The sequence below is a fragment of the Methylobacterium sp. D48H genome (genome assembly GCF_053345715.1).
This window is the reverse complement of the sequence record NZ_JBKFAP010000015.1, coordinates 97846-123136: the sequence shown is the minus strand read 5'-3', so window position 1 is coordinate 123136 and position 25291 is coordinate 97846. Positions and strand designations below refer to the sequence as shown.

Below are 25291 nucleotides of genomic sequence, written 5' to 3'. Positions count from 1 at the left end.
GTGTTCGTCCGCCGCGCCGGTTCAGGCCGCCGCGATGGCCTTCTCGACGAAGGCGGTCACGCCGGCGATGTAGCGCTGGATCGGGATCCCGCGCTTCCGGTGCTTGGCCCGCTTCACGTACCAGTCCTGCAGGAGCGGCTTGATCAGCGCGGCGGTGAGGTCGACGTCGGCGACCGCGAAGACGCCCGCCGCCGCGCCGCGGGCGAGGACCTCGGCGAAGATGCGCTCGGTGGCGGCCTCGCTCTCCGTCGCCATCGTCCGGGCGGGGGCCGGGAAGCCCTTCGCCTCCATGAACGCGAAGACGAACCAGGGCTGCATCGCCTCGGTCAGGCGGATATGGGTCTCGATCAGCCAGCGCAGATGCGCGGCCGGATCCGCCGCGAGCCCCGCCGGGGCCTGCCGCAGGACCGCCTCGGCCGTCTCGGCCACCTCGGTGAGGATCATCACCAGCAGCGTGTTCTTGTTGTCGAAGTACGAGTAGAGCCCGCCCATGCTGAGCCCGGAGGCCCGGGCGAGGTCGCGCAGGCTCGTCTCGTGGAAGCCCTGCCGGCTCGACAGCTTCAGCACCGCCTCGATGATCCGCGCGAGGTTGGCGACGGCGACGTGGTCCTTCCGGACGCTGATCCGGTCCCGGTGCCGCGCCAGGATCCGCGCGCAGATCGCCTCGGTGGCGTAGGCGTCCTTCACCGGAAGGTGCGCCGGAAAGTGCGCCGGAAAGTTCGCCGGAAGAGCGTCTGCGGGGCTCATCGATCCATCGTCGCTCCGTCGTCGCACCGTCGTCGTTTCGTCGTCGCGCCAGCCCGCGGTGGCCACGACCGGGAGCGGCTCCCGAGGTCTAGTCCGTTGCCAGGCGCGAATCCAGGCGATAAAAAGCGAGCGCTCGCTCGATTTTCGTCGTCGGCACCGACCCAGGAGGTGGGCCCGTGGATTTCACCATCTCCCCGCGCGTCGAGGATTACCGCGCCCGGATCGCGGCCTTCGTGGACGCGCACATCCTGCCGCTGGAGGCGGATCCGGCGGCCTATGACGGCCACGGCAACATCAGCCTCACCGAGCTGACGCGGCTGCGCGGCCTCGCCCGCGCAGAGGGCCTGTGGTGCCTGCAATTGCGGCCCGAGACCGGCGGCGCCGGGCTCGACAAGGTCGGCATGGCGGTCTGCTACGAGGCCATGAACCGCTCGATCTTCGGCCCGGTCGTGTTCAACTCGGCCGCGCCCGACGACGGCAACATGATGGTGCTGGAGAAGGTCGCGACCCCGGACCAGAAGGCGCGCTGGCTCGCGCCGATCGTGGAGGGGCGCGTCCGCTCGGCCTTCGCCATGACCGAGCCGCATCCCGGCGGCGGCTCCGATCCCGGCATGATCCAGACCCGGGCCGAGCGGCGGGGGGACGGCTACGTGGTCACCGGCCGCAAGTGGTACATCACCGGCGCCGAGGAGGCCGAGCACTTCATCCTGATGGCGCGCACCTCCGACGACGCGCGGAAAGGGCTGACCGCCTTCCTGTTCCACCGGGACCAGCCCGGCTGGCGGATCCTGCGCCGCATCCCGATCATGGGGCCGGAGGAGCACGGCGGCCATTGCGAGCTGCTGTTCGAGGGCCTGGAGATCCCGGCCGAGAACGTCCTGATGAACGAGGGCGACGGCCTGAAGCTCACCCAGATCCGCCTCGGGCCGGCGCGGCTGACCCACTGCATGCGCTGGCTCGGCCTGTCGAAGCGCTGCGTCGAGATCGCCCGGGCCTACGCGGCCGAGCGGCACGGCTTCGGGATCCGGCTGGCCGACCGGGAGAGCATCCAGCTGATGCTGGGCGACCTCGCCATGCGGATCGAGATCGGGCGCCTCCTGGTGATGAAGGCCGCCTGGGCCCTCGACCGGGGCAGCTTCGCCCGCAAGGAGGTGTCGATGGCCAAGGTCCACGTGGCCAACCTCCTGCACGCGGCCGCCGACACGGCGATCCAGATCAACGGTGCGCGGGGCTACTCCACCGACACGCCCCTCGAGTGGATCTACCGCTACGCCCGGCAGGCGCGCCTCGTGGACGGGGCCGACGAGGTCCACAAGATGGTCCTGAACCGCAATCTCGAGGCCGAGGGCGACGCCTTCTGGTCGTGGGACGTCGGGGCCTGAGCGTCGGGGCCTGAGCGGGGCCGACACCGTCCGTCCGCCGCGCGGGGCGCGTCGGCAGGCCGAGCCAGACAGGGAAGCCGAGAGGAAGCCGAGAGTATGACCGAGGTCGTGATCACAGGCGCGGTGCGCACCGCGATCGGCACGTTCGGCGGCGCGCTGGCCGGCACGCCGCCCTCCGTCCTCGCCGCACGCTGCGTCGCGGAGGCGCTGCGCCGCGCCGGGACCGCGCCCGAGGCGGTCGGGCACGTGGTCCTCGGCAACGTCATCCCGACCGAGCCCCGGGACGCCTACATCGCCCGCGTCGCGGCGATGGAGGGCGGGATTCCCGCGGAGGTGCCGGCCATGACGGTCAACCGCCTCTGCGGCAGCGGCCTGCAGGCGATCGTCTCGGCCGCGCAGTCCATCCTGCTCGGCGACGCCGAGACGGCCGTGGCCGGCGGCACCGAGAGCATGAGCCGCGCCCCCCACCTGCTGACCACCGGGCGGACCGGGTCGCGCATGGGCGACGCGGTGCTGGTCGACTACATGCTCGGCGCGCTGACCGACCCGTTCGGCAACGGCCACATGGGCGTCACCGCCGAGAACGTGGCCGCGCGCTACGCCGTCCCCCGCGACGCGCAGGACGCCTTCGCGGCCGAGAGCCAGGCCCGCGCCGCGCGGGCGATCCGCGAGGGCCGGTTCCGGGAGCAGATCCTGCCGATCGAGATCCAGCGCAAGCGCGAGACGGTGGCCTTCGACACCGACGAGCATCCGAAGGCCACGACCGCCGAGGACCTCGCCAAGCTGCGCCCGGCCTTCTCCAAGACCGGCAGCGTCACGGCCGGCAACGCCTCGGGGCTGAACGACGGCGCGGCGGCCCTCGTCCTGTCGAGCGCCGCGCGGGCCGCGCGCGACGGCGCGACGCCGCTCGCCCGCATCGTCGGCTACGCCCACGCCGGCGTGGACCCGTCCGAGATGGGCATGGGCCCGGTGCCGGCGGTGCGGCGGCTGCTGGAGCGGACCGGCCTGCGGGCGGCGGATTTCGACGTCGTCGAGTCGAACGAGGCCTTCGCGGCGCAGGCCTGCGCGGTCTCCCGCGCCCTCGACCTCGATCCCGACAGGGTCAACCCGAACGGCGGCGCCATCGCCCTCGGTCACCCGATCGGCGCCACGGGGGCGATCATCACCGTCAAGGCCCTCTACGAGCTGGCCCGGACCGGCGGCCGCTACGGGCTCGTGACCATGTGCATCGGCGGCGGCCAGGGGATCGCCATGGCCTTCGAGCGCGTCCCGTGACGCGATCCTGAGGCACCATGCTGGACGCGGATCAGAGGACGGCGCTCTGCGCCTGGATCGGCCGGACCCTGGAGGCCGGGTCGGTCGCGCTCGACGACGCCCGGCCGCTGACCGGCGGCTCGATCCAGGAGAACTGGATGCTGTCGTGCCGGGTCGACGGCGCGCCCCGGAGCTTCGTCCTGCGCAAGGACGCGGCCGCCACCATCGCGTCGAGCCGCTCGCGGGCGGAGGAGTTCCGGATCCTGCGCGCCGCCTTCGCGGCCGGCGTGCGGGTGCCGGAGCCGGTCGGCTTCTGCGCGGATCCGGGGGTGGTCGGGGCGCCCTTCGCGCTGATGGGCCTCGTCTCCGGGATCGGGTTGGGGCCGCGGGTGGTCAAGGACACGAGCCTCGGCGGCGACCGCGCGGCCTTGGCCGAGCAACTCGGCCGCGAGCTCGCCCGGACGCACGGCATCCTGCCGGGAACCGCCCCGGCGGACGACCTCGCCTTCCTCGGCGCGCCCGAGCCGGAGCCGGCCCTGGCGGAGATCCGCGCGCTCCGGGCGAGTCTCGACGGGATCGGCGCCGCGCGCCCGGCCCTCGAATGGGGCCTGCGCTGGGCCGAGCTCCACGCGCCGCCCTGTCCCGGGCCGGTCCTGGTCCACCGCGACTTCCGCACCGGCAACTACATGGTCGATGCCGAGGGTCTGACGGCGATCCTCGACTGGGAATTCGCCGGCTGGGGCGACCCGGCCCAGGATATCGGCTGGTTCTGCGCCGCCTGCTGGCGCTTCGGCCGGCCCGACCTGGAGGCCGGCGGCATCGCCCCGCGGGCCGCCTTCTACCGCGGCTACGAGGCCGAGAGCGGGCGCGCGATCGAGCCGGAGGCGGTGCGCTACTGGGAGGTCATGGCGCATCTGCGCTGGGCGGTGATCGCCCTGGAGCAGGGCCACCGCCACGTCTCCGGTCAGGAGACGTCGCTGGAGCTGGCGCTGACCGGCCGGATGGTCCCCGAACTCGAGGCCGCGATCCTGCGCGAGACCGCGCCCGAGCGGTGGGGAGCCCGATGAGCGAATCCTTCCTGGACGCGCCCGCGGGCGCCGCCCTCCTGTCGGTCGCCCGGCAGAGCCTCCTCGACGAGGTCGCGCCGGCCCTGTCGGGGCGCCAGCGCTACGTCCTGCTGATGGCCGCCAACGCGATGGGCGTAGTCATGCGGGAGATCGCGCAGGCGGGCGCGGCGGCCGGGGCCTGGGAGCGGGCGCTGGGCGGCGCCGGATCGCCGGCCGAGCTGGTCGCGGCGCTCCGCGCCGGCCGGCGCGACGGGGACGCGGCGCTCCACGCCGCGCTCGTCGAGACGACACGGATCGCCGCCGGCATCTGGAAGGCCCCGGGCTAGCGATCCCGGGCTCCAGATCCGGGCGTCAGTAGGTGCGGCCGGTGCCCCGGCGCCGGTCGTAGCGGCGCCCGAGATAGGCGATGAGCTTCGGCACGATGAAGGCCGTCAGGAGCTTGCGCAGCATCGGTAAACCCTCCGTCAGCGGGTGCGGCGGACGAGCCATCCCGCCGCGAAAGCGACGGCGGCCAGGCCCAGCAGGGTGTTGGTGCGGTTGGCGTCGACCGTGCGGATCGCCTGCCGGCCGTAATCGGCGCCGCGGCGGCGCGCGTCCCGGGCGCGGTCCCGGCCCTCGTCGATCAGGTGGTCGGCCCGTCTCCGGGCGGTCTCGGCCAGATGGCGGCCGTTCTCTGCCAGGTCCTCCGTGAGGTCCTCGGCGCGGTCGCGGGCGCGGCCGTAGGCGTACTGCGCGCCGCCGGCCACTTGGTTGACGGCGCCGCGCACCTGGCGTCCCGGGTCACCGGTCAGGCCGCCCAGGGCGGTCTGGGCGCGGCCCTTGAGGTGGCGGGACGCGCCGCGGATCTGGTCGCGGTTCATGCAGCTCTCCTGGTGTCGGGGGGATGAAGCCCCGCCTCGGCGGGGGCGGCGGCGCCGGGGAGCCGGCGCCGCGGGACGGATCAGTGCTTGCCGGTGATCTTGTCGGCGACGGACTTGGCGCCGTCCTTGACGTCGCCGACGGTCTTCTGCGCCTCGCCCTTCAGCTCCTGCGCCTTGCCCTCGGCCACCAGCTTGTCGTTGCCCGTCGCCTTGCCGGCCGCCTGCTTGACGTTGCCCACCGCCTCGTTGGCCAGGCCCTTGATCTTGTCGGTCGTGCTGCTCATCGCGTGTGCTCCTGCTTCGCTGGTGAGGCCGGTCTCCCCGGCCGGTGGTGGCCCCCGCGATCGGCGCGGGGGCCGGTGAAGGTGTCAGAGGGAGGTGTCAGACGCGCCGGGTCTCGTAGGCGCCGAGCAGGGTCGCGGGCTTGGGCGCACCCATCCGGCCGCCGACATACGCCGCCAGCGCACCCAGGATCAGCGCCAGCGCGGCGTAGAACGCGCCCTGCGTGGCCGCCGACTTCGCCGTCACGGCAGCGGCCTCGGCCTTCTGCTTGGCGCTGGCCACCGCCTGCTCGTACTGCTTCTGGTAGTCGTCGATCTGCGCCTTGGCCTGATCCGGCGTGATGCCCTGCGCCTTGGCCAGGGCGTCGGCGGCGCGGGTCTTGGCCTGCTCCTTCTGGGCCGGGTCACCGGTCAGGACGGCCTTCACCGCTGCCACGGCCGCGTCCTTGGCGGCCTGCGGGTCCTGGCCGGCGGCCTGCTGACGGACCTTGTCCTCGATGCCGTCGAGCGGGTTCGAGATCTTCGACAGCGACGGCGCCGCCGCCTGGGCGGCGGTCTGCACCGTGCCGCCGACGAGGTTGCCGGCGCCGCCGAGCGCGCTCGAGACCGTGCCGAGCGTGCCGCCGACCAGGCCGCTGGCGGCCGAGGTCAGCATGTACAGCACCACCAGGGTGGTGACCGCCCAGGAGACCAGCCCGTGCAGGGCGGCCGCACCCGGAAGGGCCTTGCCTGAGAGCCGCCCGGCGATGAGGCCGCCGGCCAGCGAGGCGACGAGGCCCGAGGCGACGAACCACGCGCCCGCGCCCATGGAGATGGTGGAGGCGGAGGGATTGTCGGCGGCGGTCGTGCCGACCGAGGCCAGCCCGACGCCGACGCCGACGAGGTTGATGATCACCTGGGTGACCAGCGCGGTCACGGCGCCGGCGAAGATGGCGCCCCAGGAGACTTGGTTGAGCAGGACGGCGCGCGTGTCGGCGTGCGCGTCCGGCGCGAGGGGCGTTGCAACGGTCTGGATGGTGGTCACGCTGTCACTCCGGTGGTGGATCGCTGAAATTCGTGGGGCCGCCGGCCCCCGGAAGGCCCGGAAGGCCCGGAAGGCCCGGGGGTTGCCGGGACGCGGCTCAGTCGCGGCTCAGTCGCGGCTCAATCGCGGCGGGCGCTGACGAGCAGGCCGAGGCCGAAGCCCGCGATGCCGGCGATGAGCAGGGCGGCGAGCGGGTACTCGGCGACCTGCTGGCCGACCTCGCGGGTGCCGCGGCGCAGGGCGTGGCTGCCGCGCGCGTAGGCGTCCTCGGCGTAGTCGTACGCCTCCTCGGCGGCGTGGCGGACGCCGCGCTCGGCGCGGGCGTACTGGTCCTGCGCGGCGCCCTGGGCGCGGCGGGCGCGGGCCTCGACGTCGTCGGCCCCGAGATCGTCGACGGCGTCGCGGACCCGACCACCGAGGTCGCGGGCCGCGTCGGCCACGTGGTCGGCCGCGTCGCGCACGGTGTCCTTGGCCTGGCCGTAGAGGGTCTCGGCCTGTCCGGCGGCCTCGCGGGCGCGGCCCTCGACCGAGTCCCGCCGCGAGCCGGTCAGGTCGCCGAACGCGCCCTGTACCTTGCCGCCGAGTTCCCGGGCCGCGCCCGTGATCCGATTGGTATCGACCATGTCGTTCTCCTTCGTCGTCGCGTCGGCGACCGCCTCCGCGATCGCGCTCGTGGTGGGGGCGCCTCTTCGTGAGGCGCCGGGTGACGTCCGTCAGCGCGGGCCGGAGCCCGCGGGCCCGGAGCCGGCCTTCGATCCGGGCGCGTCGCGCTTCTGGCGCCGGCCCTCGGTCTCCGTCCGGGCATCGCCGGTCAGCTTGCCGATGGCCTCCTTCACCGAGCCCTTGAGGTGCTCGGCGGACGGTGTCTTCCTGTCTTCGGTCATGGGCGCCTCGTCATGCGTGAGAAAACCCTTGCCGACCGGAAGATGTACGCCGGGCGTGCCGGATCAATGGTTTGGTTTTACCAGTATGTCGGTATTCATCCGTCAGAGATGTTCAGGGGAAAGCCGTTCTCGCGCCCCCAGACGACTGCCTCGCTGCGCTTGTGGATGCCGATCTTGCGGTACAGGGCGGCGCCGTGATTGCGCACCGTGTTGCGCGACAGCCCGAGCTTGCGCGCGATCGCGTCGTCGCCGAGCCCCGCGCAGATCAAGTTGAGGATCTGGCGCTCGCGCACGGTCAGGTTCGGCGCCGCCGCGTCGCCGCCCTCCCGGGCCGGCCGACGCAGGTTCGCCAGCTTCTCGATCAGCCCGCGGCTGAACCACGACGTGTCGGCCATCACCGTCTCGATCGCGTCGAACAGCTCCCGCTCGGAGTGCTTGCGCGCGGTGATGTCCTGCAGCACCAGCAGAACGAAGGCCGTCTCGTTGATCTCGACCCGCTCGGCCGAGACCAGGCAGTCGAGGTTCGCGCCGCTCTCGTGGCGCAGGCACACCTCGAGACCCAGCACGTAGCCCTGCCGCTCCAGGGCGGCCTCGACCTGCAGGCGCTGCTTCTCGGCGACCCACAGGCCGGCCTCCTCCAGCGAGCGGCCGACGACGCGGTCCCCGCCCAGGCCGAAGACCCGGCTGAACGCCTCGTTCACGCCCGTGACCTGGCCGTCCTCGGCCCGCACCAGCACGGTCGGGATCGGCGTCATCCGGAACGCCTTGGCGAAGCGCTCCTCGCTCTGGCGCAGGGCGGCCTCGGCCTTCCGGCGCAGTTCCAGGTCCGCGAAGGTGAACAGCATGCAGGGCTCGTCGCCCATCTCGATCGGCTGCCCGGCGACGATCACGAAGCGGCTCCCGCCGTCGGGCAGGTCGAGGCAGGCCTCCATCTGCGGGATCGTGCCGCCCGCGTTGAGCCGCGCGACGGCGAGGTCGCGGTTGCGCGCGCCGGCCAGGACGTCGACCTCGTAGACGCTGCGGCCGATGACGGCGTCGCGGGTGTGGCCGGTCATCTCCAGGAAGCCGTGATTGACCTTGACGTGGCGCAGGTCGGACAGCCGCGTGATCACGGCCGGGGCCGGGTTGGCGTTGAAGGTGCGCTCGAACCGCTCCTCGGCCTCGAACTGGTCGGAGACGTCCTTCAGGATCAGCGCGAGGCAGCTCGGGTTGCCGTCCCGGTCCGTGGCCACGAGGCTGCGCAGCGAGTGCACGAAGTCCATGTCGGGCTTGTCGGCCCGCCGCACCTCGACCACCACGTCGTGGAAGCGCTCGCCGGCGATCACGCGCTCGATCGGGTACTGGTTGGGCGTGATGTGGTTGCGGTAGCGGAGGCAGAAGCGGTCGCGATAGGCGTCGACGGTGGGGCCGAGCTCGTCGAGGCTCTCGGCACCGTGCATCGCCAGGGCGGCCGCGTTGGCGTAGGCGATGGTCTGGTCGGGCTCGACCAGGATCACGCCCTCGCTCAGGCCGGCGATGATCTGCCGGAGCTCATGCCTGTCGACGCCCGCCGTCACAGCTTCTGCACCCCTTCACACGGTCACTGCCCTGTCGGCAGCGGGGCACAAACGGGTTGCGCACAAGCCGGTTCCCTCATCTAAGTTATTTTCCTGGTATACGCGCACCATTGACGCGGGCGTTTTGAGCCAAAGATAAATGCTCGCAACGCCGCGACGCCGTTCCCGCGCGCTCTCGGCCCCCCTTCCCAGAAGACGTGGCCATGCCGACCGTGCAGGATATTGACCGACTAGTGCGGGGGCCCGCGGAACACGGGGACGTGATCTCCGCACCGGGTGCGACATCATGTGCGGGTCGGCGCGAGAATTTTCCAGAAGTTGCAGAACTTGAGAAAACTTCGCGTCTAAGACGCCTGCTCGACCGCCTGTCGGAGGCCGCGGACGCCGCGGAGGCCGAGGGGCAGGTCCCGGTCGGCTTCGGGGCGGCGCTGGTCGACGCCGTGCCGGACCTGCGCTGCCGCGCGCTGACGCTGACCCGCGACGCCATCGCGGGCGATGTCCAGGGGGACGACCTCGTCCGGCTCACCCTCCTGAAGGCCTGGGAGCGCCGGGCGGCGTTCCGGCCTGGAACCGGGATGCCTGCATGGCTCGACACGTTCCTGCGCTGCCGCCCCGCCGGCGGCCGCGCCGGGCCGACCGGCCTGTCGCGGAACGGCGTGTCTGCCGGGATGGCCCGCTGAGACATGTCGGCGCGTGGCGTCCCGCGGAGCCGGTGAGAAACACGGCGTACTGGTAAAAATATCTCATTCTCATGAACGTGTTAGGCCCCATATCGCGGTCGTGGAACGCGCCGTGCGCCGTCGGGCGCCGCCGGGTTCCGCGCCCCTTTCCCGAGGTTGTGCCGGGCGGATGGCCCTCTTGTCCGGCACGGCCGCGAGGCCGGGCGCCCGCGCCGCTCCGGGCGCGCGTCCGGCCCGTTGCCCTTTCACCCCGTGCTCCGGCTCCCGGCGCTCCGTCGAGCGATTGCACCGGCTGACGGTCCGCCCGCGCGCCGCGCGATGGATCCGTCCGGCACGGAGGAATCCCATCCGAGATCCGAGACCATCACTGAGGAGACGATGACCCGACTTCGCGCCGCACCGCTCGCGCCCGCCCTGATCCTGACTGCCTGCACGACCGTCTGTGCCGCGACGGGAGCCTCCGCGGCCAACCGGTTCGACGGGTCCTGGTCGGTCATCGCCACCGCGGAGAGCGGGAGCTGCACAGGGCCCTACAGCTATCCCATCGTCATCCGGGACGGGACCGTGGACGACGTCGGCGGCAACGGCGTCGACGCCTCCGGCCGGGCCGGGCCGGACGGCCGGATCACCGGCACGATCCGCAAGGGGCTGGCCAGCGTCTCGGTCACGGGCCGCCTGCGCGGGTCCGCCGGGACCGGCCGCTGGACTTTGTCCGGGCTCGGTGCCTGCGCGGGGCGCTGGACGGCCCGCCGCACCGGCTAGGGAGAGCGGGCAGTCGGCCCCTTTCCGGCCCCGTTCCGGCCCCTTTCCGGCCGAGGCGCGGCGGTCACACGGTCAGGACGGCCCAGCCGTGGGCCGGAAGGGTCACGCGGGCGCCGGTGCTGCCGGCCTCGGCGAGATCGCCGGTGCCGGCCTCGATCGCCCGGGCCTCCGGCACCGGCAGCGTCGCGTCCGCGTCGGCGAGGTTCAGGGCCGTCAGCACCCGCGCGCTCCCGTCGCCCAGCGCGAGCACGATCTGCGCGTTGGCGAGATGCAGCGCCCGCGCCCGCGCGCGGTGGAGCCCGGCGTGGCGCCGCCGGAGGGCGATCAGGTCCCGGTGCAGCCGGTAGATCGGCCAGCCGTAGGGAGCGAGATCCGCGGGCGTCGGCGGGAAGGCCGGCCGGATGGCGTCGTCGCCGCCGACCCGCTCCTCCTTCACGCCGCGGAAGGCCTGCTCGTCGCCGGCGTAGATCGAGGGCGTCCCGCCGCAGGTCAGCAGGATCGCCAGCGCGTGCGGCAGGTGCCGCTCGTCGGTGAGCCGGCTCGCGATGCGCGTCACGTCGTGGTTGCCCACGAAGGTCAGGGGCGCGAACCTGTCGAGAAGGCCGTTGTGCCGGTCCAGGGCGTGGGCCAGCTCGAACAGGTTGCGATCGTTGAGGGCGCTCCAGATCGCCTTCCAGAGCTCGTACTGGGTCACCGAATCCATGCCGGTGTCCTGCACGATGCGGGCGTAGTCGCCGTGGATCACCTCGCCGACGATGTAGGCCTCCGGATGCGCGAGGCGGACCTGCCGCAGCACGCGCGCCCAGAAGCGCGGCGGCACCGCGTAGGCCGCGTCCAGCCGCCAGCCGTCGGCGCCCCGGGCGAGCCAGTGGCCCATGACGGCGGCGACGTGGTCGGCGATTCGCGGGTCGTCGTGGTTGAGCGTGACGAGCTGCCGGTGTCCCTCGAAGCAGGCGTAGTCCGGCTCGATGCCCGGGCCGGAGCCCCGCGGCCAGGACAGCCGGAACCAGCCGGCCCGCTCGGATTCGGGCCCGTGCCGCAGGACGTCCTGGAAGGCCGGGTGCGCCCGCCCGACATGGTTGAACACGCCGTCGAGCAGGACGCGGAGGCCGCGGGCCCGGGCCGCCGCGACCAGGGCGTCGAAATCGGCCTCGTCGCCGAGGCGCGGATCGATGCGGAAATGGTCGACCGTGTCGTAGCCGTGCGTGGAGGCCGCGAAGATCGGCCCGAGCGCCAGTCCGGACGCGCCGAGCTCGACCGCGTAGTCGAGCCAGCCGTGCAGGTGGGCGAGGCGGTGCGTGACCGGTGCGGCCGGGTCGGCTTCGTTGGGGGCTCCGACGAAGCCGAGGGGAAAGACCTGCCACCAGACTGCCTGTTCGATCCAGGACGCCACGCGACCTCCTCCGTCTCCGATCGGGACCGAACCCTGCCGCGCCGCGATGGTTGCGGGCTCGCCGCCGGCCCGGACGCGGCCTCGGCTCGCGGCGGGGGATCTCCGGGCAGCCCGGACCGAGACCCGGAGCCAGGCGCGGTCACGGGTCGGGATGTGGAATCGGGCAGGTGGCGCGGGGCGGGAAGCGATCTCCGCGGACCGGCGCTAAGTCCCGGCCGCGCCAGCGCTATCGCTGCGGAACCGGGACGCTGTCTTGTCACCAGGAAAGCCTGGTGGAGCTGAGGGGATTCGAACCCCTGACCTCCGCAGTGCGATTGCGGCGCTCTCCCATCTGAGCTACAGCCCCGTCGAGGCGCCGGCCTTGTAGGCGCGGGCGGCTCAGCCTGTCAATTCCCTGTTTCAACGTCGCCCGCCGCGCGCCGCTCCGGCGCTGGGGTGCGGGCGGCCCGAAGGATACGCGCGGACCCGCATGAACGCCCTGATCTGGCTCTTCGACACGGTCGTCCAGCTTTTCATCTACGTCCTCATCGCAAGCGCGGTTCTCAGCTGGCTCGTCGCGTTCAACGTGGTGAACGTGCGCAACCCGATCGTCGCGCAGATCGGCGAGGTGCTCTACCGGCTGACCGAGCCGGTGCTGCGGCCGATCCGCAACCTGCTGCCCAATCTCGGGGGCGTCGACATCTCGCCGATCATCCTCATCCTGCTGCTGCTGTTCATCAGCCGTCTGCTGCATGAATACGCCGTGCCCGCAGCTTACGTTTACACGCAGTAGGGTCGAACGCCCGTGAAGACGAATCCCGGCCGCTTCTTCGAGGATTTTCGCCTCGGCGAGACCATCCGCCACGCCACCCCGCGCACCGTGACGGTGGGCGACGTGGCGCTGTACACGGGCCTCTACGGACCGCGCTTCGCCGTGCAGTCGTCGGACGCCTTCGCCCGGGCCATCGGCTACCCGAAGAGCCCGCTCGACGACCTGCTCACCTTCCACATGGTGTTCGGCAAGACCGTCCCGGACGTCTCCCTCAACGCGCTGGCCAATCTCGGCTACGCCGAGGGCGGGTTCCGGCGGCCGGTCTACCCGGGCGAGACGCTCTCCACGGTGTCGGAGGTGATCGGCCTCAAGGAGAGCTCGAACCGGCAGACCGGCGTGGTCTACGTCCGCTCGGTGGGCTCCGACGAGCGCGGCGAGACCGTGCTGAGCTATTGCCGCTGGGTGCTCGTGCGCAAGCGCGACCCCGAGGCGGCGATCGCCGAGGAGCACGTGCCGAGCCTCGCCAAGGTGGTCGACCCGCAGGACCTCGCGGGCGCGCTGCCGAAGCTCTCGGCCGCCGCCTACGACACCGACCTCGCCGGCAGCCCGCACCGCTTCGCGGATTACGCGGTGGGTGAGAAGATCGACCACGTCGACGGCATGACCGTCGAGGAGGCCGAGCACCAGATCGCCACGCGCCTGTTCCAGAACACCGCCAAGGTGCATTTCGACGGGCTGGCCGCCAAGGACACCCGCTTCGGCCGGCGCCTGATCTACGGCGGCCACGTGATCTCGCTGGCGCGGGCGCTGAGCTTCAACGGGCTCGGCAACGCCTTCGCCCTCGCGGGCATCAACGCCGGCCGCCACGTGGCGCCGCTCTTCGCCGGCGACACGGTCTATGCCTGGAGCGAGGTGCTGGCGACCGCCGATGTCGGCCGCGACGATGTCGGGCTCCTGCGCCTGCGGACGGTCGCCACCAAGAACCAGCCCTGCGGCGCCTTCCCGGACCGCGCCGGCGACGGCTATGACCCGGCGGTGATCCTCGACCTCGACTACTGGGCGTTCGTGCCGAAATAGGCGGCCACGCCCCGGACGGCACCGCTCGGCGAGGCCGGCGGGGGCCGCGCCTCAGCGGATCCCGCCGCCGACCACGCCGGCCTCGACCGCGAGCGACAGGCGGTCCGTGACCGCCCACTCGACGCCCACGCCGGCCACCGGCCGGACCGCGATGTCCTGGCGCGCGAACGGCAGCGACCCCGGGGTCGGCCCGACGCGCAGCGTCTGGTGCAGGGCCAGGGCGCCGGTCTTGGCGTAGACCAGCACGTCCGGCGCGACGAGGGTGCCGACCTTCACCTCCAGGGATCCGGCGAAGTCGTTGGAATAGGCGAGCCGCCCGTAGCCCGGCGTGAGGTTGCCGCCGAGGCCGGCGAGATAGTCGAACCCGCCGCTGATGCCGTAGAGGATCGGGCCCTCCTGCCACATCCGGCCGCCCTCGAACCCGATGGTCGGTCCCGAATAGCTGCCGAGATGCCGGGACGTGCTGACCGCGTAGCCGGTCGACAGGCGGGCGTAGGAGCCGGTCCAGCGGCCATACGCGTCCTCGGGCATCTGCGGCCACGCGAAGGAGGGCAGCGGCGCGAAGCCGATGGACGGCCAGAACAGCGCCTGGGCGGCGGCGGGACCGGCCGGGAGCCAGCAGGCCCCGAGCACGAGGCCGGCCGCGAGGCGGCGGAACGGACGGGAATCGGCGCGTCTGCTCATGCCGCCATCCTACCCGAAGGCACCGGATCGCGACAGGCTTGGCCGTGGCCGCCCGCGGGATCGTGCGCGCCCCGCCCGCCGCTGACCGGGCGCCGCGGCAGGGCGGCCGACCGCCGCGGCGCCGGGCGCTCAGATTTTTCCGTCGAGGCCCATCTGGTAGTACTTGTGGGTGATCTTGTCCTGGTTCTCGAGGAGCCAGTCGATCGAGGGCTCGTTGGTCATGGCCTTGCGGATCGCCTCGGTCATGCCCCGGCGCTGGATGTCGAACAGCGCCTTGTGGTCGACGTGCTGGGCCTCGATGACGCCGGGGCTGAGCCAGACCGAGCAGATGATGCCGAGGTCGTTGGCCTTGTGCTTGGGGATGTAGCCGGCGCGCACGGCGTCCAGCACGCCGTTGGCGATGGCGAACTGGACGGTGCCCATCAGGATCGAGGTGTACTTGCTCTCGGTGACGCTGACCTTGGACACGCACAGGGTGACCGGGCGGACCATGATGTCGGTGTTGAGCAGGGCGAAGACGCGGCTGTGGCCGACGACCTGATCGCCGGTCAGCGTGGCCAGGGCGGTGCCGACCGGCCCGTCGAGCTCGCCGATGATGACCTCGGGCTCGGAGGCGGTGTTGGGCGGCCCGCCCGCGACCAGGGCCTCGCCGGCCCGCAGGATGATGCGCTCGTTCATGCTGTCCCTCGTGGCGATCGGGCGATCCGGCTCTGCCCGACGGCGCGGCTCCTAACACCGGCCCGCCGCGCCTGTCGACGCGGGCGGGCGCCGCCCGTGGCGGCTCCGCGGCGCGGGAGGAGGGGGCGGCCGGAGGGGGGCGGCCGGCGCGGCCGCCCGGTCAGTCGCGCACGACAACCTTGGTGCCCACGCGGACCCGGTCGTAGAGGTCGACCACGTCCTTGTTGGTCATGCGGATGCAGCCGGACGAGACCGCCGCGCCCATCGTCTCGGGCTCGTTCGAGCCGTGGATGCGGTAGAGCGACGAGCCGAGATAGAGGGCGCGGGCGCCCAGCGGGTTGTCCTGGCCGCCGGCCATGTAGCGCGGCAGGTCGGGGCGGCGGGCCAGCATCTGCTGCGGCGGGCGCCAGTCCGGCCACTCCTTCTTCATGGTGACGGTCTTGGTGCCGGACCACGAGAAGCCCTGCCGCCCGACGCCCACGCCGTAGCGGACCGCCGCGCCGCCGCCGAGCACGTAGTAGAGCCGGCGCTGGCGGGTCGAGACCACGATGGTGCCGGGCTTCTCCTTGCCGGTCCACGCCACCGTCTCGCGCGGGATCGCCTGGCTGCGGAAGATGTTGAGGAAGTCCGCGATCGGACCCCTGTCCAGCGGGTTGGCGGCCGCCGCCGGGGCGCTCCCGAGCAGCAGGCCCGCGAGCCCGAGTAGCGCGATCCGTCTCGCCATAGTCTTCCGTCCTCCGTTCGTCGCGGCGCGGGGACTCGCGGATCTCGGCGGGTCTTCGCAGATCTCGGCGAGTCTTCGCAGATCTCGGCCAAGCCCGCGCGGAACCCCTGCGCGCATGGGGCGAGCCGGCCCGGACTTCACGGCAAGGTTGAGGCCGGGCCGCCGGTATGGCCACTTCCGGGCGCAGCTGTGTGCTGCGCGCAACACTGGGCGGGTGGCGCGACGCCGTGGGTGATTGCGCGCGGCGACAGCCGTGCTTATCTCAGACTCGTGATCCGATCCGCCGCTCTCCTGACCCGCCGCGCCGCGGGCCTGCCGGACCGCCTCGCCCGGGGCCTCGCCGCGCTGGCGCTGCTCGTGCTCGCGACGGCCGCGCTGGTGGCCGCGCCCGCGCGGGCCGAGGCCGCGCACCCGGAGGGCCCGGCCTGCGCCATCGCGAGCCCGCGCCTGACGATCCTGTCCGGCACGCCGGACGCGCAGCCCGAGGCCAAGCGGTCCGAGGCGAAGCGTTCGGTCTTCGGCCGCACCGATCTCTGCGCCGCCGACAGCGAGATCCTCACCGAACTGGGGCTGCCGCGCCCGCCGGTCGACGCGCCGCGCCCCCGTCACACTGTCAACGCATCGTTCGACTACAGGTCCGACAGCGTACCGGCCTCCGCGCCGGACGGTTCGCCGCACCGGCCTCCACGCCGGGCCTGACGCGCGCGCCGGTCTCGCGGCCGGCATGATGGCGCGCCCGTCCTGATCTTCGTCCGACCGGCCTCGTGACCGGTCCCGGGATCTGACTCGACGATGCGCGGGCCCACGCTCCGCGCCAGCCTCAGCAGACGCATGCTTTCAGGAGCGTCGGTAATCGTGACCCGCACTTTGTCCGCCAGAATCCCGTCGTCGTTCCGCGCCTCGGCCCGCGCGACCGCCCTCCTGCCCGCGGCCCTGCTCCTGCTGGGTGTCGCCGCCTGCAACCCGAAGCAGGTCGCCGCGCCGACCCCGCCGGTGCCGGAGGTCGGGTTCGTCAAGGTCGAGCCCCAGGCGATCCCCTACCTGCGCGACCTGCCGGGCCGCGTCGCGCCGATGCGCATCGCCGAGGTCCGCTCCCGGGTCTCCGGGCTCGTGGTCAAGCGGCTCTTCGAGCAGGGCAGCCAGGTCAAGGAGGGCGACATCCTCTACAAGATCGACCCGGCACCCTACGAGGTCGAGCTCGCCAGCGCCGAGGCGGCCCTCGCCCGCCAGGAGGCCGCCCTGGTGCTCGCCCGCCAGCAGGCCGACCGGCTCGAGCAGCTGCTCTCCCGCGCCACCGCGAGCCAGGCGCAGTACGACGCCGCCTTCGCGGCCAAGAAGCAGGCGGAGGCCGAGGTGGCCGGCGCCAAGGCAACCCGCGACCGCGCGCAGCTCAACCTCGGCTGGACCGACGTGCGCGCGCCGATCACCGGCCGCATCGGCCGGGCGCTGCTCACCGAGGGCACGCTGATCGAGCCGGGCTCCACGGGGGCGCTCGCCACGATCCAGCAGCTCGACCCGATCTACGTCGACATCACCCAGTCGGTCGGCGAGCTGAACCGCCTGCGCCGGGACCTCGCGAGCGGCGAGCTGGCGCGGCTGGAGGACAACACCGCCAACGTCCACCTGATCATGGATGACGGCTCCCTCTACCCGCTGGCGGGCCGGCTGCTGTTCTCGGACGTCACCGCCGACCCGAGCACCGGCCAGGTGACGCTGCGGGTGCAGTTCCCGAACCCGCACGACGAGCTGTTCCCCGGCATGTACGTGCGGGCGCGGATCAAGCAGGGCATCGATTCCGACGCGATCGCGGTGCCGCAGCAGGCGATCCAGCGCACCGACGACGGCCGCGCCGAGGTCTGGATCGTGCGCGCCGACGAGACCGTGATGCGCCAGCCCGTCGAGGTCGGGCCGGTGGTCGGGCAGAACTGGCTGATCCGCTCGGGCCTCAAGGCCGGCGAGCGCGTCATCATCGACGGCTTCCAGAAGATCACCGTCGGCGCCAAGGTGAAGCCCCTCGACCAGACCCCGGTCCACGGCGAGACCGGACCGAAGCACGACACCGACGAGGCGCCCGACGTGCCGGGCGACAAGGCGGAGGTCACCCCGCGGGCCGCCGCCGTCCAGCAGCGCCACTGAGTCCGGGAGAGCCCGATCATGGCACGCTTCTTCATCGACCGCCCGGTCTTCGCCTGGGTGGTGGCGCTGTTCATCTGCCTCGGCGGCGCGCTCGCCATCCCGAACCTGCCGGTGGCGCAGTACCCGGTGATCGCCCCGCCCTCCATCGCCCTGTCGACCGCCTATCCGGGCGCCTCCGTGGAGAGCCTCTACATCGGCACGACCCGGCTCATCGAGGATGAGCTGAACGGCGCCGCCAACATCATGAGCTTCGAGTCGACCACCGACTCGTTCGGCTCGGTCAACATCACCGCCACCTTCCAGCCCGGCACCGACCCGTCGCTCGCCTCGGTCGAGGTGCAGAACCGGCTGAAGCGCGTGGAGGCGCGTCTCCCGGCCGAGGTGCGCCAGCAGGGCATCCTCGTGGAGGAGGCCTCGGCCGCGACCCTCAACATCATCACCCTGGTCTCCAAGGACGGGTCGATGGACGAGGTCGGCCTCGGCGACTTCCTGATCCGCAACGTCATCAACGAGATCCGCCGCATCCCCGGCGTCGGCCGCGCGACGCTCTACTCGACGGAGCGGTCGCTGCGCGTCTGGGTGGATCCCGACAAGCTGCGCGGCCTCTCGCTCAGCGCCTCGGACGTCACCGACGCGATCCGCAACCAGAACGTCCAGGTCGCCTCCGGCTCGGTCGGCGCGCAGCCGAGCCCGACCCGGCAGGCGCTCACCGTGCCGATCATCGTGAAGGGCCAGCTCGGCACGATCGAGGAGTTCGGCGCCATCGTGCTGCGGGCCAATCCCGACGGCTCGAACGTGCGCCTGCGCGACGTCGCCCGGATCGAGCTCGGCGGCGACGCCTACCAGTTCTCCACGCGCCTCAACGGCGGCCCCGCCGCCGGCATCTCGGTGACGCTCGCCCCGGACGGCAACGCGCTCGAGACCGCCAAGGCGATCCGCGCCAAGATGGTGGAGCTGTCCCAGTTCTTCCCGCCGGACCTGAAGTGGGACATCCCCTACGACATCACCCCGGCGGTGGAGGCCTCCATCGAGAAGGTGCTGCACACGCTGGTCGAGGCGGTGGTGCTGGTCTTCCTCGTGATGTTCCTGTTCCTGCAGAACATCCGCTACACCCTGATCCCCACCATCGTGGTGCCGATCGCTCTCATGGGCACGGTCACGGTGATGTGGATCTCGGGCTTCTCGGTGAACGTGCTCACCATGTTCGGCATGGTGCTGGCCATCGGCATCCTGGTCGACGACGCCATCGTGGTGGTGGAGAACGTCGAGCGGATCATGAACGAGGAGGGGCTGCCCCCCAAGGAGGCCACCAAGAAGGCCATGGGGCAGATCACCGGCGCGATCATCGGCATCACCCTGGTGCTGATCGCCGTGTTCATCCCGATGGCGTTCTTCCCCGGCTCGGTGGGCATCATCTACCGGCAGTTCTCGATCGCGATGGTGACCTCCATCGCGTTCTCGGCGCTGCTCGCCCTGTCGCTGACGCCGGCGCTCTGCGCGACCTTCCTGAAGCCGATCGAGAAGGGCCACGGCCACGCCAAGGGCGGCGTGTTCGGGATGTTCAACCGTTTCGTCGATCGCGAGACCGCCCGCTACGGCCGCGGCACCGCGGCGTTCATCCGGAAGTCCGGCCGGGTGATGCTGGTCTACGTCGCGCTGGTGGCGGGCACGGCCTACGCCTTCGTCAACCTGCCGGAGGGCTTCCTGCCGGTGGAGGACCAGGGCTTCTTCACGGTCGACATCCAGACGCCCCCGGGCGCCTCCTACAACCGTACCCAGGAGGCGGTGCGCAAGGTCGAGGAGCACCTGCTGGCGCAGCCCGGCGTCGCCACCGTGACGATGCTCAACGGCTTCTCGTTCTCGGGGCAGGCCCCGAGCACCAGCCAGGCCTTCGTCACCCTCAAGCCGTGGAGCCAGCGCGACGCCAAGAACTCGGCCGCCGCGCTCGTGGCCGGCACCAACGCGGCGCTCGCCACGTACCGCGACGCCACGGTGGACGCGCAGGAGCCGCCGCCGGTCGACAACCTCGGCAACGCGGCGGGCTTCTCGTTCCGCCTGCAGGACCGGGCCAACCGCGGCTACGCGGCCCTGCTGTCGGCCCAGGAACAGCTCCTGAAGCTGGCCTCGCAGAGCCCGGTTCTCCAGAAGGTGAAGATCGAGGGCCTGCCGCCGACCCCGCAGGCGGAGCTGGTGATCGACCGCGAGAAGGCGGCCGCGCTCGGCGTGAAGTTCGAGGACATCAACAACACGATCCAGCTCAACCTCGGCTCGGTCTACCCGAACGACTTCCCCAACCGGGGCAAGATGCAGCGGGTCTACGTGCAGGCCGAGCAGCTCCAGCGCATGAACGCGTCGGACATCCTCAACTACGCGGTGAAGAACGCCACCAACACGATGGTGCCGATGTCGTCCTTCGCGGAGCTGAAATGGAGCATGGGGCCGAGCCAGATCGTCGGCTTCAACGGCTACCAGTCGGTGCGCTTCACCGGCGAGCCGAACCCCGGCTACACGTCGGGCGACGCCATCGCCGAGATGGAGCGGCTGATGCTGCAGCTGCCGAAGGGCTTCGGCTACGCCTGGACGGGTCAGTCCTACCAGGAGAAGCAGGCGGGCAGCCAGGCGAGCCTGCTGCTCGCCCTGTCGGTGCTGATCGTGTTCCTGTGCCTCGCCGCGCTCTACGAGAGCTGGGCGATCCCGGTCTCGGTGATGCTGGTGATCCCGCTCGGCGTCATCGGCGCGGTGGCGGCCGTGTACCTGCGCGGCATGCCCAACGACGTGTACTTCAAGATCGGGCTGATCACGATCATCGGCCTCTCGGCCAAGAACGCGATCCTGATCGTGGAGTTCGCCAAGGACCTCTGGAAGCCCGGCACCTCCGTGGTGCGGGCCGCGGTCGAGGCGGCGACGCTCCGGTTCCGGCCGATCGTGATGACCTCGCTCGCCTTCATCTTCGGCGTGGTGCCGCTGGCCATCGCCACCGGCGCCGCCTCGAAGAGCCAGCAGGCGATCGGCACCGGCGTGATGGGCGGCATGATCACCGCGACCGTGCTGGCGGTGTTCTTCGTGCCGGTCTTCTTCGTCGTCGTCATGCGCCTGTTCCGGCGCAAGGCGGTGGCGGAGGGCGAGGCGGCGGAGGCCGAGGCGCGGCACGAGCCGGCGCGGGTGGCGGCCGAGTAGGCCGGCGCCGGCCGCGCGCTCCGTCATCGCGAGCGGAGCGACGTGACCCGGGGCAGCGCGCCGTCGCGCGGCGCCGCCCTGGATGGCTTCGCTGCGCTCGCCAAGACGGGGCGCGTCGAAGCCGCGATTCTGTAACGGGGATGAAGCGGGGAAAACGCGCTTCGGAACGCGCTTCGAAAGACACGAGATGTCGCGCCCCCGCGACAGGCTCGGCCCTCGTCTTGTATACAGATGGTCCGATGCTTGCTGACGCCGCGGTGGACACCGCCGGGGCAGCCGGCCGGTGGCGCATTCACGGTCTCGGAGATCCGCTTGTCCCGCTCAGCCCTGAAGACCCTCGCCCGCGGCGTGGCCGCGAGCACGGTCGCGACGTTCGCGCTCGCCGCGCTGCCCGCGCAGGCCGCCAACGTCTTCCGCTTCGCCTTCCAGGGTGACCTGAAATCCCTCGACCCGTACTCCCTCAAGGAGAGCTTCACGGAAGGGATGCAGCAGGCGGCCTACGAGTCCCTCGTCACCCTCGACAAGAACCTGAAATTCGCCCCCGGCCTCGCGGAATCCTGGGAGACGCCCGAGCCGACCCGCTGGCGCTTCCACCTGCGCAAGAACGTGAAGTTCCACGACGGCTCGCCGTTCACCGCCGACGACGTGATCTTCTCCGCCCAGCGCGTCCGCGCCCCGGGCTCGAACTTCACCACCAACGTGCCCGCCGACGCCGAGTTCGTGAAGGTCGACGAATTCACCGTCGACATGGTGCTGAAGAAGCCGAACCCGATCGCCATCGCCCAGTTCCCGACCTGGGTGATCATGTCGAAGGCGTGGTCCGAGAAGAACGGCGTCGTGCAGCCGACGCCGCCCAGCGCCACCAGCCCGAGCTACGCCACGCTGCACGAGAACGGGACCGGCCCGTTCGTGATCACCGAGCACCAGCCCGGCGTGAAGACCGTCTTCAAGAAATTCGACGGCTACTGGGGCAAGGTCGAGTCGAACCTCGACGAGGCGGTGCTGACCACCATCGCCAACCCGGCGACCCGCGTCGCCGCGCTCCTCTCCGGCGAGGTCGACTGGATCGACCCGGTGCCGCTGCAGGACCAGCAGCGGGTCAACGCCAGCGGCACCGCCACCGTGATGGCGGGACCTGAGCTGCGCACGATCTTCCTCGGCATGGACCAGGACCGGGACGAGCTGAAGGATTCCAGCGTCAAGGGCAAGAACCCGTTCAAGGACATCAAGGTGCGCGAGGCCTTCTACCTCGCCATCGACGAGGACACGATCGCCAAGCGCGTCATGCGCGGGCAGGCGGTGCCCTCCGCGCTGATGATCGCCCCGGCCCTCTACGACCGCGGCGCCGAGTTCAAGCGCCCGGCCACCGACCTCAAGAAGGCCAAGGAGCTGATGGCCCAGGCGGGCTACCCGGACGGGTTCTCGCTGACCATGGATTGCCCGAACGACCGCTACGTCAACGACGAGGCGATCTGCCAGGCGGTGGTCTCGATGCTGGCCCGCATCAACGTCAAGGTGAACCTGAACGCCCAGCCGAAGGCCAAGTACTTCGCCAAGGTGCTGGCGCCGGCCTACGACACCTCGTTCTACCTGCTGGGCTGGACCCCGTCCTCACTGGACAGCCACAACATCCTCTACGAGATCGTCGGCTGCCGGAAGCCCGGCGACAAGTCGGGCCGGGGCAGCTGGAACCTCGCCGGCTACTGCGACCCGAAGATCGACGCGATCGCCGACAAGGTCGAATCCGAGACCGACAAGACCAAGCGCGACGCCCTGATCAAGGAGGGCTTCGACGTCCTCAACGCCGACTGGGGCTACATCCCGCTGCACCAGCAGGCGCTGGCCTGGGGCGTCTCCAAGAAGGTCCACCTGACGCAGCGCGCCGACAACCTGCTGCTGCTCTACTGGGTGTCGAAGGACCCGCAGTAGGGGCCGGGGCGTGCTCGCCTTCCTGCTGCGCCGGGTGATCCAGGCGGCCGCGGTCCTCGCGGTCGTCGGGCTCATCGCCTTCGCGATGTTCCGGTTCGCGGGCGACCCCGTGAACCAGATTGTCGGGCCCGACACCACCGTGGCCGAGCGGGCCCAGATCCGGACGGATCTCGGCCTCGACGACCCGGTCCTGGTCCAGTTCGTCCGCTACGCCGGCAACGTGGTGCGGGGCCAGTTCGGCATCTCGTACCAGTTCCGGCAGCCGGTCTCGCAGCTGCTCGCCGAGCGCATGCCGGCGACGCTGGAACTCGCCTTCTGCGCGACGGTGTTCGCCCTCGTGGTGGGGATCCTGATGGGCGTCTACTGCGCGCTGCGCCGCGAGTCCTGGCTCGCCGGGCTGTTCCAGGCGGTCTCGCTGATCGGGATCAGCCTGCCGACCTTCCTGATCGGCATCCTGCTGATCTACCTGTTCTCGGTGACGCTGGGCTGGCTGCCCTCCTACGGGCGCGGCGACACGGTGCGGCTCGGCTGGTGGACCACCGGCTTCCTGACCGCCTCCGGGCTCAAGGCGCTGATCCTGCCCTCGGTGACGCTCGGCCTGTTCCAGATGACGCTGATCATGCGGCTGGTCCGCGCCGAGATGCTGGAGGTGCTGCGCACCGACTACGTCCGCTTCGCCCGGGCGCGGGGGCTCACCACGCGCGCCGTCCACCTGCGCCACGCCCTGAAGAACACCCTCGTGCCGGTGATCACCATCGCGGGGCTGCAGCTCGGCTCGGTCATCGCCTTCTCGATCATCACCGAGACGGTGTTCCAGTGGCCCGGCATGGGCCTGCTCTTCGTCCAGGCGGTGCAGAACGTCGATATCCCGATCATGTCCGCGTACCTGCTGCTCGTCGCGCTGATCTTCGTGACCATCAACCTCGTGGTCGACATCCTCTACACGGTGGTGGACCCGCGCCTGCGGCTGCCCACCGGGCGGACGGCGTGAGGTCGGACATGACGGACTCCTCCGCCTGGCCACCCCGTCATCGCGAGCGCAGCGAAGCGACCCAGGGCAGCGCGCGTCCGGTCGGCGTGGCGCTGCTGGATTGCTTCGCTCCGCTCGCGAGGACGACAGGTGCCTCCCTGAGCTTCCCAATCGGACACGGCGTGAGGGGCGGCCGATGAGCGGATACGACCTCGACGCGGGCGACGCCCCGCCGGTCCCGCTGCCGGAGGCGAAGCCCTCGCGGCTCGCGCGCTGGCGCGACTCCGACCTGCTGGCGAACTTCCTGCGCTCGAAGGTGGCGGTGGCGGCGCTGGTCGCCACGCTGCTGATGGTCGGCCTCGCCTTCGCGTCGCCCTGGATCGCCCCGCAGAACCCCTACGATCCGGCCCAGCTCGACCTGATCAACTCCAACCTGCCGCCGATCTGGCAGGCGGACGGTCAGGCGCCGTTCTACCTCGGCACCGACGACCAAGGCCGGGACGTGCTCTCGGCGGTTCTGTACGGCCTGCGCCTGTCGCTGATCGTCGGCGTGCTCGGGGTGCTGACCTCCGGCATCCTCGGCATCGCCCTCGGCCTGATCGCCGGCTACGCGGGCGGCTTCCTCGACACGCTGATCATGCGGGTCGCCGACGTGCAGCTCACCTTCCCGGCGATCCTGATCGCCCTGGTGGTGGACGGCGTCGCCAAGGCGAGCTTCGGCAGCGCCCTCGACGTCGGGCCCTTGATCGGGCTGATCGTGGTCTCGATCGGCCTGTCCTTCTGGGTGCAGTACGCCCGGACCGTGCGCTCCTCCGTGATGGTCGAGAAGGGCAAGGACTACGTCCAGGCGGCGCGGCTGATCGGCCTGTCGCCGCCGGTGATCATGGTCCGCCACGTCCTGCCGAACGTCACCGGCCCGGTCTTCGTCATCGCGACGATCAACCTCGCGCTGGCGATCATCACGGAGGCGACCCTGTCGTTCCTCGGCACCGGCCTGCCGGAGACCATGCCGTCGCTCGGCACGCTGATCCGCACCGGCAACCGGTTCCTGTTCTCCGGCGAGTGGTGGATCGTCGCCTTCCCGGGGCTGGCGCTCGCCGGGCTCGTCATCGCCATCAACCTCCTGGGGGATTGGCTGCGCGACGCGCTCAATCCGAAGCTGCAATGATCGGGCATCGTCATCGCGAGCGCAGCGAAGCGACCCAGGGCAGCGCGACATTGGTGACCATGGCGCCGCTGGATTGCTTCGCTCCGCTCGCAAGGACGGGAGTGGCC

General features: G+C 71.6%; 25 protein-coding genes and 1 tRNA gene. 14 read left to right on the top strand and 12 right to left on the bottom strand.

Translation table 11 applies throughout. From position 1 onward, the window contains the following. Nucleotides 1-21 precede the first annotated feature (21 nt). Nucleotides 22-747: a TetR/AcrR family transcriptional regulator gene (locus ACLBX8_RS21650; protein ID WP_447700865.1), complete on the bottom strand. Its 726-nt coding sequence runs from the start codon at nt 745-747 to the stop codon at nt 22-24. A gap of 176 nt (nt 748-923) precedes the next feature. On the opposite strand from ACLBX8_RS21650, the gene ACLBX8_RS21645 reads away from it, so the two are divergent. The 4 genes from ACLBX8_RS21645 (at nt 924) to ACLBX8_RS21630 (ending at nt 4776) form a co-directional block, all read left to right on the top strand. Continuing rightward, entirely contained in the window at nt 924-2129 is a 1206-nt protein-coding gene (locus ACLBX8_RS21645; RefSeq protein WP_100252883.1) for an acyl-CoA dehydrogenase family protein, read from the top strand. Between the two features lie 96 nt (nt 2130-2225). Next, nucleotides 2226-3404, top strand: a complete 1179-nt coding sequence (gene bktB, locus ACLBX8_RS21640) for a beta-ketothiolase BktB (protein WP_447700866.1) — start codon at nt 2226-2228, stop codon at nt 3402-3404. A gap of 17 nt (nt 3405-3421) precedes the next feature. Further along, on the top strand, nt 3422-4450 hold the full coding sequence (locus tag ACLBX8_RS21635; RefSeq protein WP_447700867.1) for a phosphotransferase family protein: 1029 nt from the start codon (nt 3422-3424) through the stop codon (nt 4448-4450). Then, nucleotides 4447-4776 carry a DUF6285 domain-containing protein gene (locus tag ACLBX8_RS21630; protein WP_020096307.1) on the top strand — a complete coding sequence of 110 codons (330 nt, stop codon included), beginning with the start codon at nt 4447-4449 and terminating at the stop codon, nt 4774-4776. The genes ACLBX8_RS21635 and ACLBX8_RS21630 overlap by 4 nt, the downstream gene beginning before the upstream one ends. 138 nt (nt 4777-4914) lie before the next feature. Here ACLBX8_RS21630 and ACLBX8_RS21625 read toward each other — a convergent pair whose 3' ends face one another. The 6 genes from ACLBX8_RS21625 to ACLBX8_RS21600 all read right to left on the bottom strand — a co-directional run bounded on the left by ACLBX8_RS21625 (nt 4915) and on the right by ACLBX8_RS21600 (nt 9055). Beyond that, nucleotides 4915-5310 carry a CsbD family protein gene (locus tag ACLBX8_RS21625; protein ID WP_447715725.1) on the bottom strand — a complete coding sequence of 132 codons (396 nt, stop codon included), beginning with the start codon at nt 5308-5310 and terminating at the stop codon, nt 4915-4917. Nucleotides 5311-5390: 80 nt separating this feature from the next. Next, nucleotides 5391-5594: a CsbD family protein gene (locus ACLBX8_RS21620; RefSeq protein ID WP_020096305.1), complete on the bottom strand. Its 204-nt coding sequence runs from the start codon at nt 5592-5594 to the stop codon at nt 5391-5393. A 97-nt stretch (nt 5595-5691) separates the two neighbouring features. Then, nucleotides 5692-6615, bottom strand: coding sequence for a PhnA-like protein (locus ACLBX8_RS21615; RefSeq protein WP_447700869.1), 924 nt, complete (start codon nt 6613-6615; stop codon nt 5692-5694). Nucleotides 6616-6734: 119 nt separating this feature from the next. Then, complete coding sequence (locus ACLBX8_RS21610) at nt 6735-7238, bottom strand: CsbD family protein (protein WP_091683262.1); 504 nt, start codon at nt 7236-7238, stop codon at nt 6735-6737. 90 nt (nt 7239-7328) lie between these two features. Further along, nucleotides 7329-7499 carry a CsbD family protein gene (locus ACLBX8_RS21605; RefSeq protein ID WP_020096302.1) on the bottom strand — a complete coding sequence of 57 codons (171 nt, stop codon included), beginning with the start codon at nt 7497-7499 and terminating at the stop codon, nt 7329-7331. Nucleotides 7500-7594: 95 nt separating this feature from the next. Then, nucleotides 7595-9055 carry a helix-turn-helix transcriptional regulator gene (locus ACLBX8_RS21600; protein ID WP_447700870.1) on the bottom strand — a complete coding sequence of 487 codons (1461 nt, stop codon included), beginning with the start codon at nt 9053-9055 and terminating at the stop codon, nt 7595-7597. 260 nt (nt 9056-9315) lie between these two features. Between ACLBX8_RS21600 and ACLBX8_RS21595 the strand changes: the two genes are divergently transcribed. Both ACLBX8_RS21595 and ACLBX8_RS21590 read left to right on the top strand, forming a co-directional pair. After that, nucleotides 9316-9735, top strand: a complete 420-nt coding sequence (locus tag ACLBX8_RS21595) for an RNA polymerase subunit sigma-70 (protein WP_447715724.1) — start codon at nt 9316-9318, stop codon at nt 9733-9735. 378 nt (nt 9736-10113) lie between these two features. Next, entirely contained in the window at nt 10114-10497 is a 384-nt protein-coding gene (locus tag ACLBX8_RS21590; protein ID WP_447700872.1) for a hypothetical protein, read from the top strand. Nucleotides 10498-10561: 64 nt separating this feature from the next. On the opposite strand, the gene ACLBX8_RS21585 is transcribed toward ACLBX8_RS21590, so the two are convergent. Both ACLBX8_RS21585 and ACLBX8_RS21580 read right to left on the bottom strand, forming a co-directional pair. Next, nucleotides 10562-11890 carry an alpha-amylase family glycosyl hydrolase gene (locus tag ACLBX8_RS21585; protein WP_447700873.1) on the bottom strand — a complete coding sequence of 443 codons (1329 nt, stop codon included), beginning with the start codon at nt 11888-11890 and terminating at the stop codon, nt 10562-10564. Between the two features lie 270 nt (nt 11891-12160). Then, nucleotides 12161-12236 (bottom strand) — tRNA-Ala (locus ACLBX8_RS21580). 123 nt (nt 12237-12359) lie between these two features. Between ACLBX8_RS21580 and ACLBX8_RS21575 the strand changes: the two genes are divergently transcribed. Together ACLBX8_RS21575 and ACLBX8_RS21570 are read left to right on the top strand one after the other, a co-directional pair. After that, nucleotides 12360-12662: a YggT family protein gene (locus ACLBX8_RS21575; protein WP_020091350.1), complete on the top strand. Its 303-nt coding sequence runs from the start codon at nt 12360-12362 to the stop codon at nt 12660-12662. Nucleotides 12663-12674: 12 nt separating this feature from the next. Further along, the gene (locus ACLBX8_RS21570) at nt 12675-13718 is read left to right on the top strand and encodes a MaoC family dehydratase (protein ID WP_043353002.1); all 1044 of its coding nucleotides are present in this window, start codon (nt 12675-12677) and stop codon (nt 13716-13718) included. Nucleotides 13719-13769: 51 nt separating this feature from the next. On the opposite strand, the gene ACLBX8_RS21565 is transcribed toward ACLBX8_RS21570, so the two are convergent. From ACLBX8_RS21565 to ACLBX8_RS21555, 3 genes are all read right to left on the bottom strand, one after another. After that, a complete protein-coding gene (locus tag ACLBX8_RS21565) occupies nt 13770-14402 on the bottom strand; it encodes an outer membrane protein (RefSeq protein ID WP_020091348.1) in 633 nt (210 codons plus the stop codon). A gap of 129 nt (nt 14403-14531) precedes the next feature. Then, the gene (locus ACLBX8_RS21560) at nt 14532-15080 is read right to left on the bottom strand and encodes a formaldehyde-activating enzyme (protein ID WP_012321386.1); all 549 of its coding nucleotides are present in this window, start codon (nt 15078-15080) and stop codon (nt 14532-14534) included. Nucleotides 15081-15240: 160 nt separating this feature from the next. After that, on the bottom strand, nt 15241-15804 hold the full coding sequence (locus tag ACLBX8_RS21555; protein WP_447685333.1) for a L,D-transpeptidase: 564 nt from the start codon (nt 15802-15804) through the stop codon (nt 15241-15243). Nucleotides 15805-16074: 270 nt separating this feature from the next. On the opposite strand from ACLBX8_RS21555, the gene ACLBX8_RS21550 reads away from it, so the two are divergent. The 6 genes from ACLBX8_RS21550 to ACLBX8_RS21525 all read left to right on the top strand — a co-directional run bounded on the left by ACLBX8_RS21550 (nt 16075) and on the right by ACLBX8_RS21525 (nt 25184). After that, nucleotides 16075-16503: a hypothetical protein gene (locus tag ACLBX8_RS21550; protein WP_447715723.1), complete on the top strand. Its 429-nt coding sequence runs from the start codon at nt 16075-16077 to the stop codon at nt 16501-16503. A gap of 156 nt (nt 16504-16659) precedes the next feature. Further along, a complete protein-coding gene (locus ACLBX8_RS21545; RefSeq protein WP_103985950.1) occupies nt 16660-17940 on the top strand; it encodes an efflux RND transporter periplasmic adaptor subunit in 1281 nt (426 codons plus the stop codon). Nucleotides 17941-17958: 18 nt separating this feature from the next. Continuing rightward, a complete protein-coding gene (locus ACLBX8_RS21540; protein WP_042672012.1) occupies nt 17959-21117 on the top strand; it encodes a multidrug efflux RND transporter permease subunit in 3159 nt (1052 codons plus the stop codon). Between the two features lie 312 nt (nt 21118-21429). Then, on the top strand, nt 21430-23046 hold the full coding sequence (locus ACLBX8_RS21535; protein ID WP_447715722.1) for an ABC transporter substrate-binding protein: 1617 nt from the start codon (nt 21430-21432) through the stop codon (nt 23044-23046). 10 nt (nt 23047-23056) lie between these two features. Then, nucleotides 23057-24037 (top strand): ABC transporter permease, encoded by a 981-nt coding sequence (locus tag ACLBX8_RS21530; protein WP_447715721.1) that lies wholly within the window; start codon nt 23057-23059, stop codon nt 24035-24037. Nucleotides 24038-24212: 175 nt separating this feature from the next. Continuing rightward, the gene (locus ACLBX8_RS21525) at nt 24213-25184 is read left to right on the top strand and encodes an ABC transporter permease (RefSeq protein ID WP_042672010.1); all 972 of its coding nucleotides are present in this window, start codon (nt 24213-24215) and stop codon (nt 25182-25184) included. Nucleotides 25185-25291 lie beyond the last annotated feature (107 nt).

What these genes read in the sequence shown, in the direction of transcription:
- ACLBX8_RS21525 (WP_042672010.1), top strand. Translation starts at nt 24,213, where the DNA reads ATGAGCGGATACGACCTCGACGCGGGCGACGCCCCGCCGGTCCCGCTG.
- ACLBX8_RS21625 (WP_447715725.1), bottom strand. Translation starts at nt 5,310, where the DNA reads ATGAACCGCGACCAGATCCGCGGCGCGTCCCGCCACCTCAAGGGCCGC.
- ACLBX8_RS21630 (WP_020096307.1), top strand. Translation starts at nt 4,447, where the DNA reads ATGAGCGAATCCTTCCTGGACGCGCCCGCGGGCGCCGCCCTCCTGTCG.
- ACLBX8_RS21650 (WP_447700865.1), bottom strand. Translation starts at nt 747, where the DNA reads ATGAGCCCCGCAGACGCTCTTCCGGCGAACTTTCCGGCGCACTTTCCG.
- ACLBX8_RS21560 (WP_012321386.1), bottom strand. Translation starts at nt 15,080, where the DNA reads ATGAACGAGCGCATCATCCTGCGGGCCGGCGAGGCCCTGGTCGCGGGC.
- ACLBX8_RS21605 (WP_020096302.1), bottom strand. Translation starts at nt 7,499, where the DNA reads ATGACCGAAGACAGGAAGACACCGTCCGCCGAGCACCTCAAGGGCTCG.
- ACLBX8_RS21635 (WP_447700867.1), top strand. Translation starts at nt 3,422, where the DNA reads ATGCTGGACGCGGATCAGAGGACGGCGCTCTGCGCCTGGATCGGCCGG.
- ACLBX8_RS21540 (WP_042672012.1), top strand. Translation starts at nt 17,959, where the DNA reads ATGGCACGCTTCTTCATCGACCGCCCGGTCTTCGCCTGGGTGGTGGCG.
- bktB (WP_447700866.1), top strand. Translation starts at nt 2,226, where the DNA reads ATGACCGAGGTCGTGATCACAGGCGCGGTGCGCACCGCGATCGGCACG.
- ACLBX8_RS21620 (WP_020096305.1), bottom strand. Translation starts at nt 5,594, where the DNA reads ATGAGCAGCACGACCGACAAGATCAAGGGCCTGGCCAACGAGGCGGTG.
- ACLBX8_RS21590 (WP_447700872.1), top strand. Translation starts at nt 10,114, where the DNA reads ATGACCCGACTTCGCGCCGCACCGCTCGCGCCCGCCCTGATCCTGACT.
- ACLBX8_RS21555 (WP_447685333.1), bottom strand. Translation starts at nt 15,804, where the DNA reads ATGGCGAGACGGATCGCGCTACTCGGGCTCGCGGGCCTGCTGCTCGGG.
- ACLBX8_RS21575 (WP_020091350.1), top strand. Translation starts at nt 12,360, where the DNA reads ATGAACGCCCTGATCTGGCTCTTCGACACGGTCGTCCAGCTTTTCATC.
- ACLBX8_RS21610 (WP_091683262.1), bottom strand. Translation starts at nt 7,238, where the DNA reads ATGGTCGATACCAATCGGATCACGGGCGCGGCCCGGGAACTCGGCGGC.
- ACLBX8_RS21565 (WP_020091348.1), bottom strand. Translation starts at nt 14,402, where the DNA reads ATGAGCAGACGCGCCGATTCCCGTCCGTTCCGCCGCCTCGCGGCCGGC.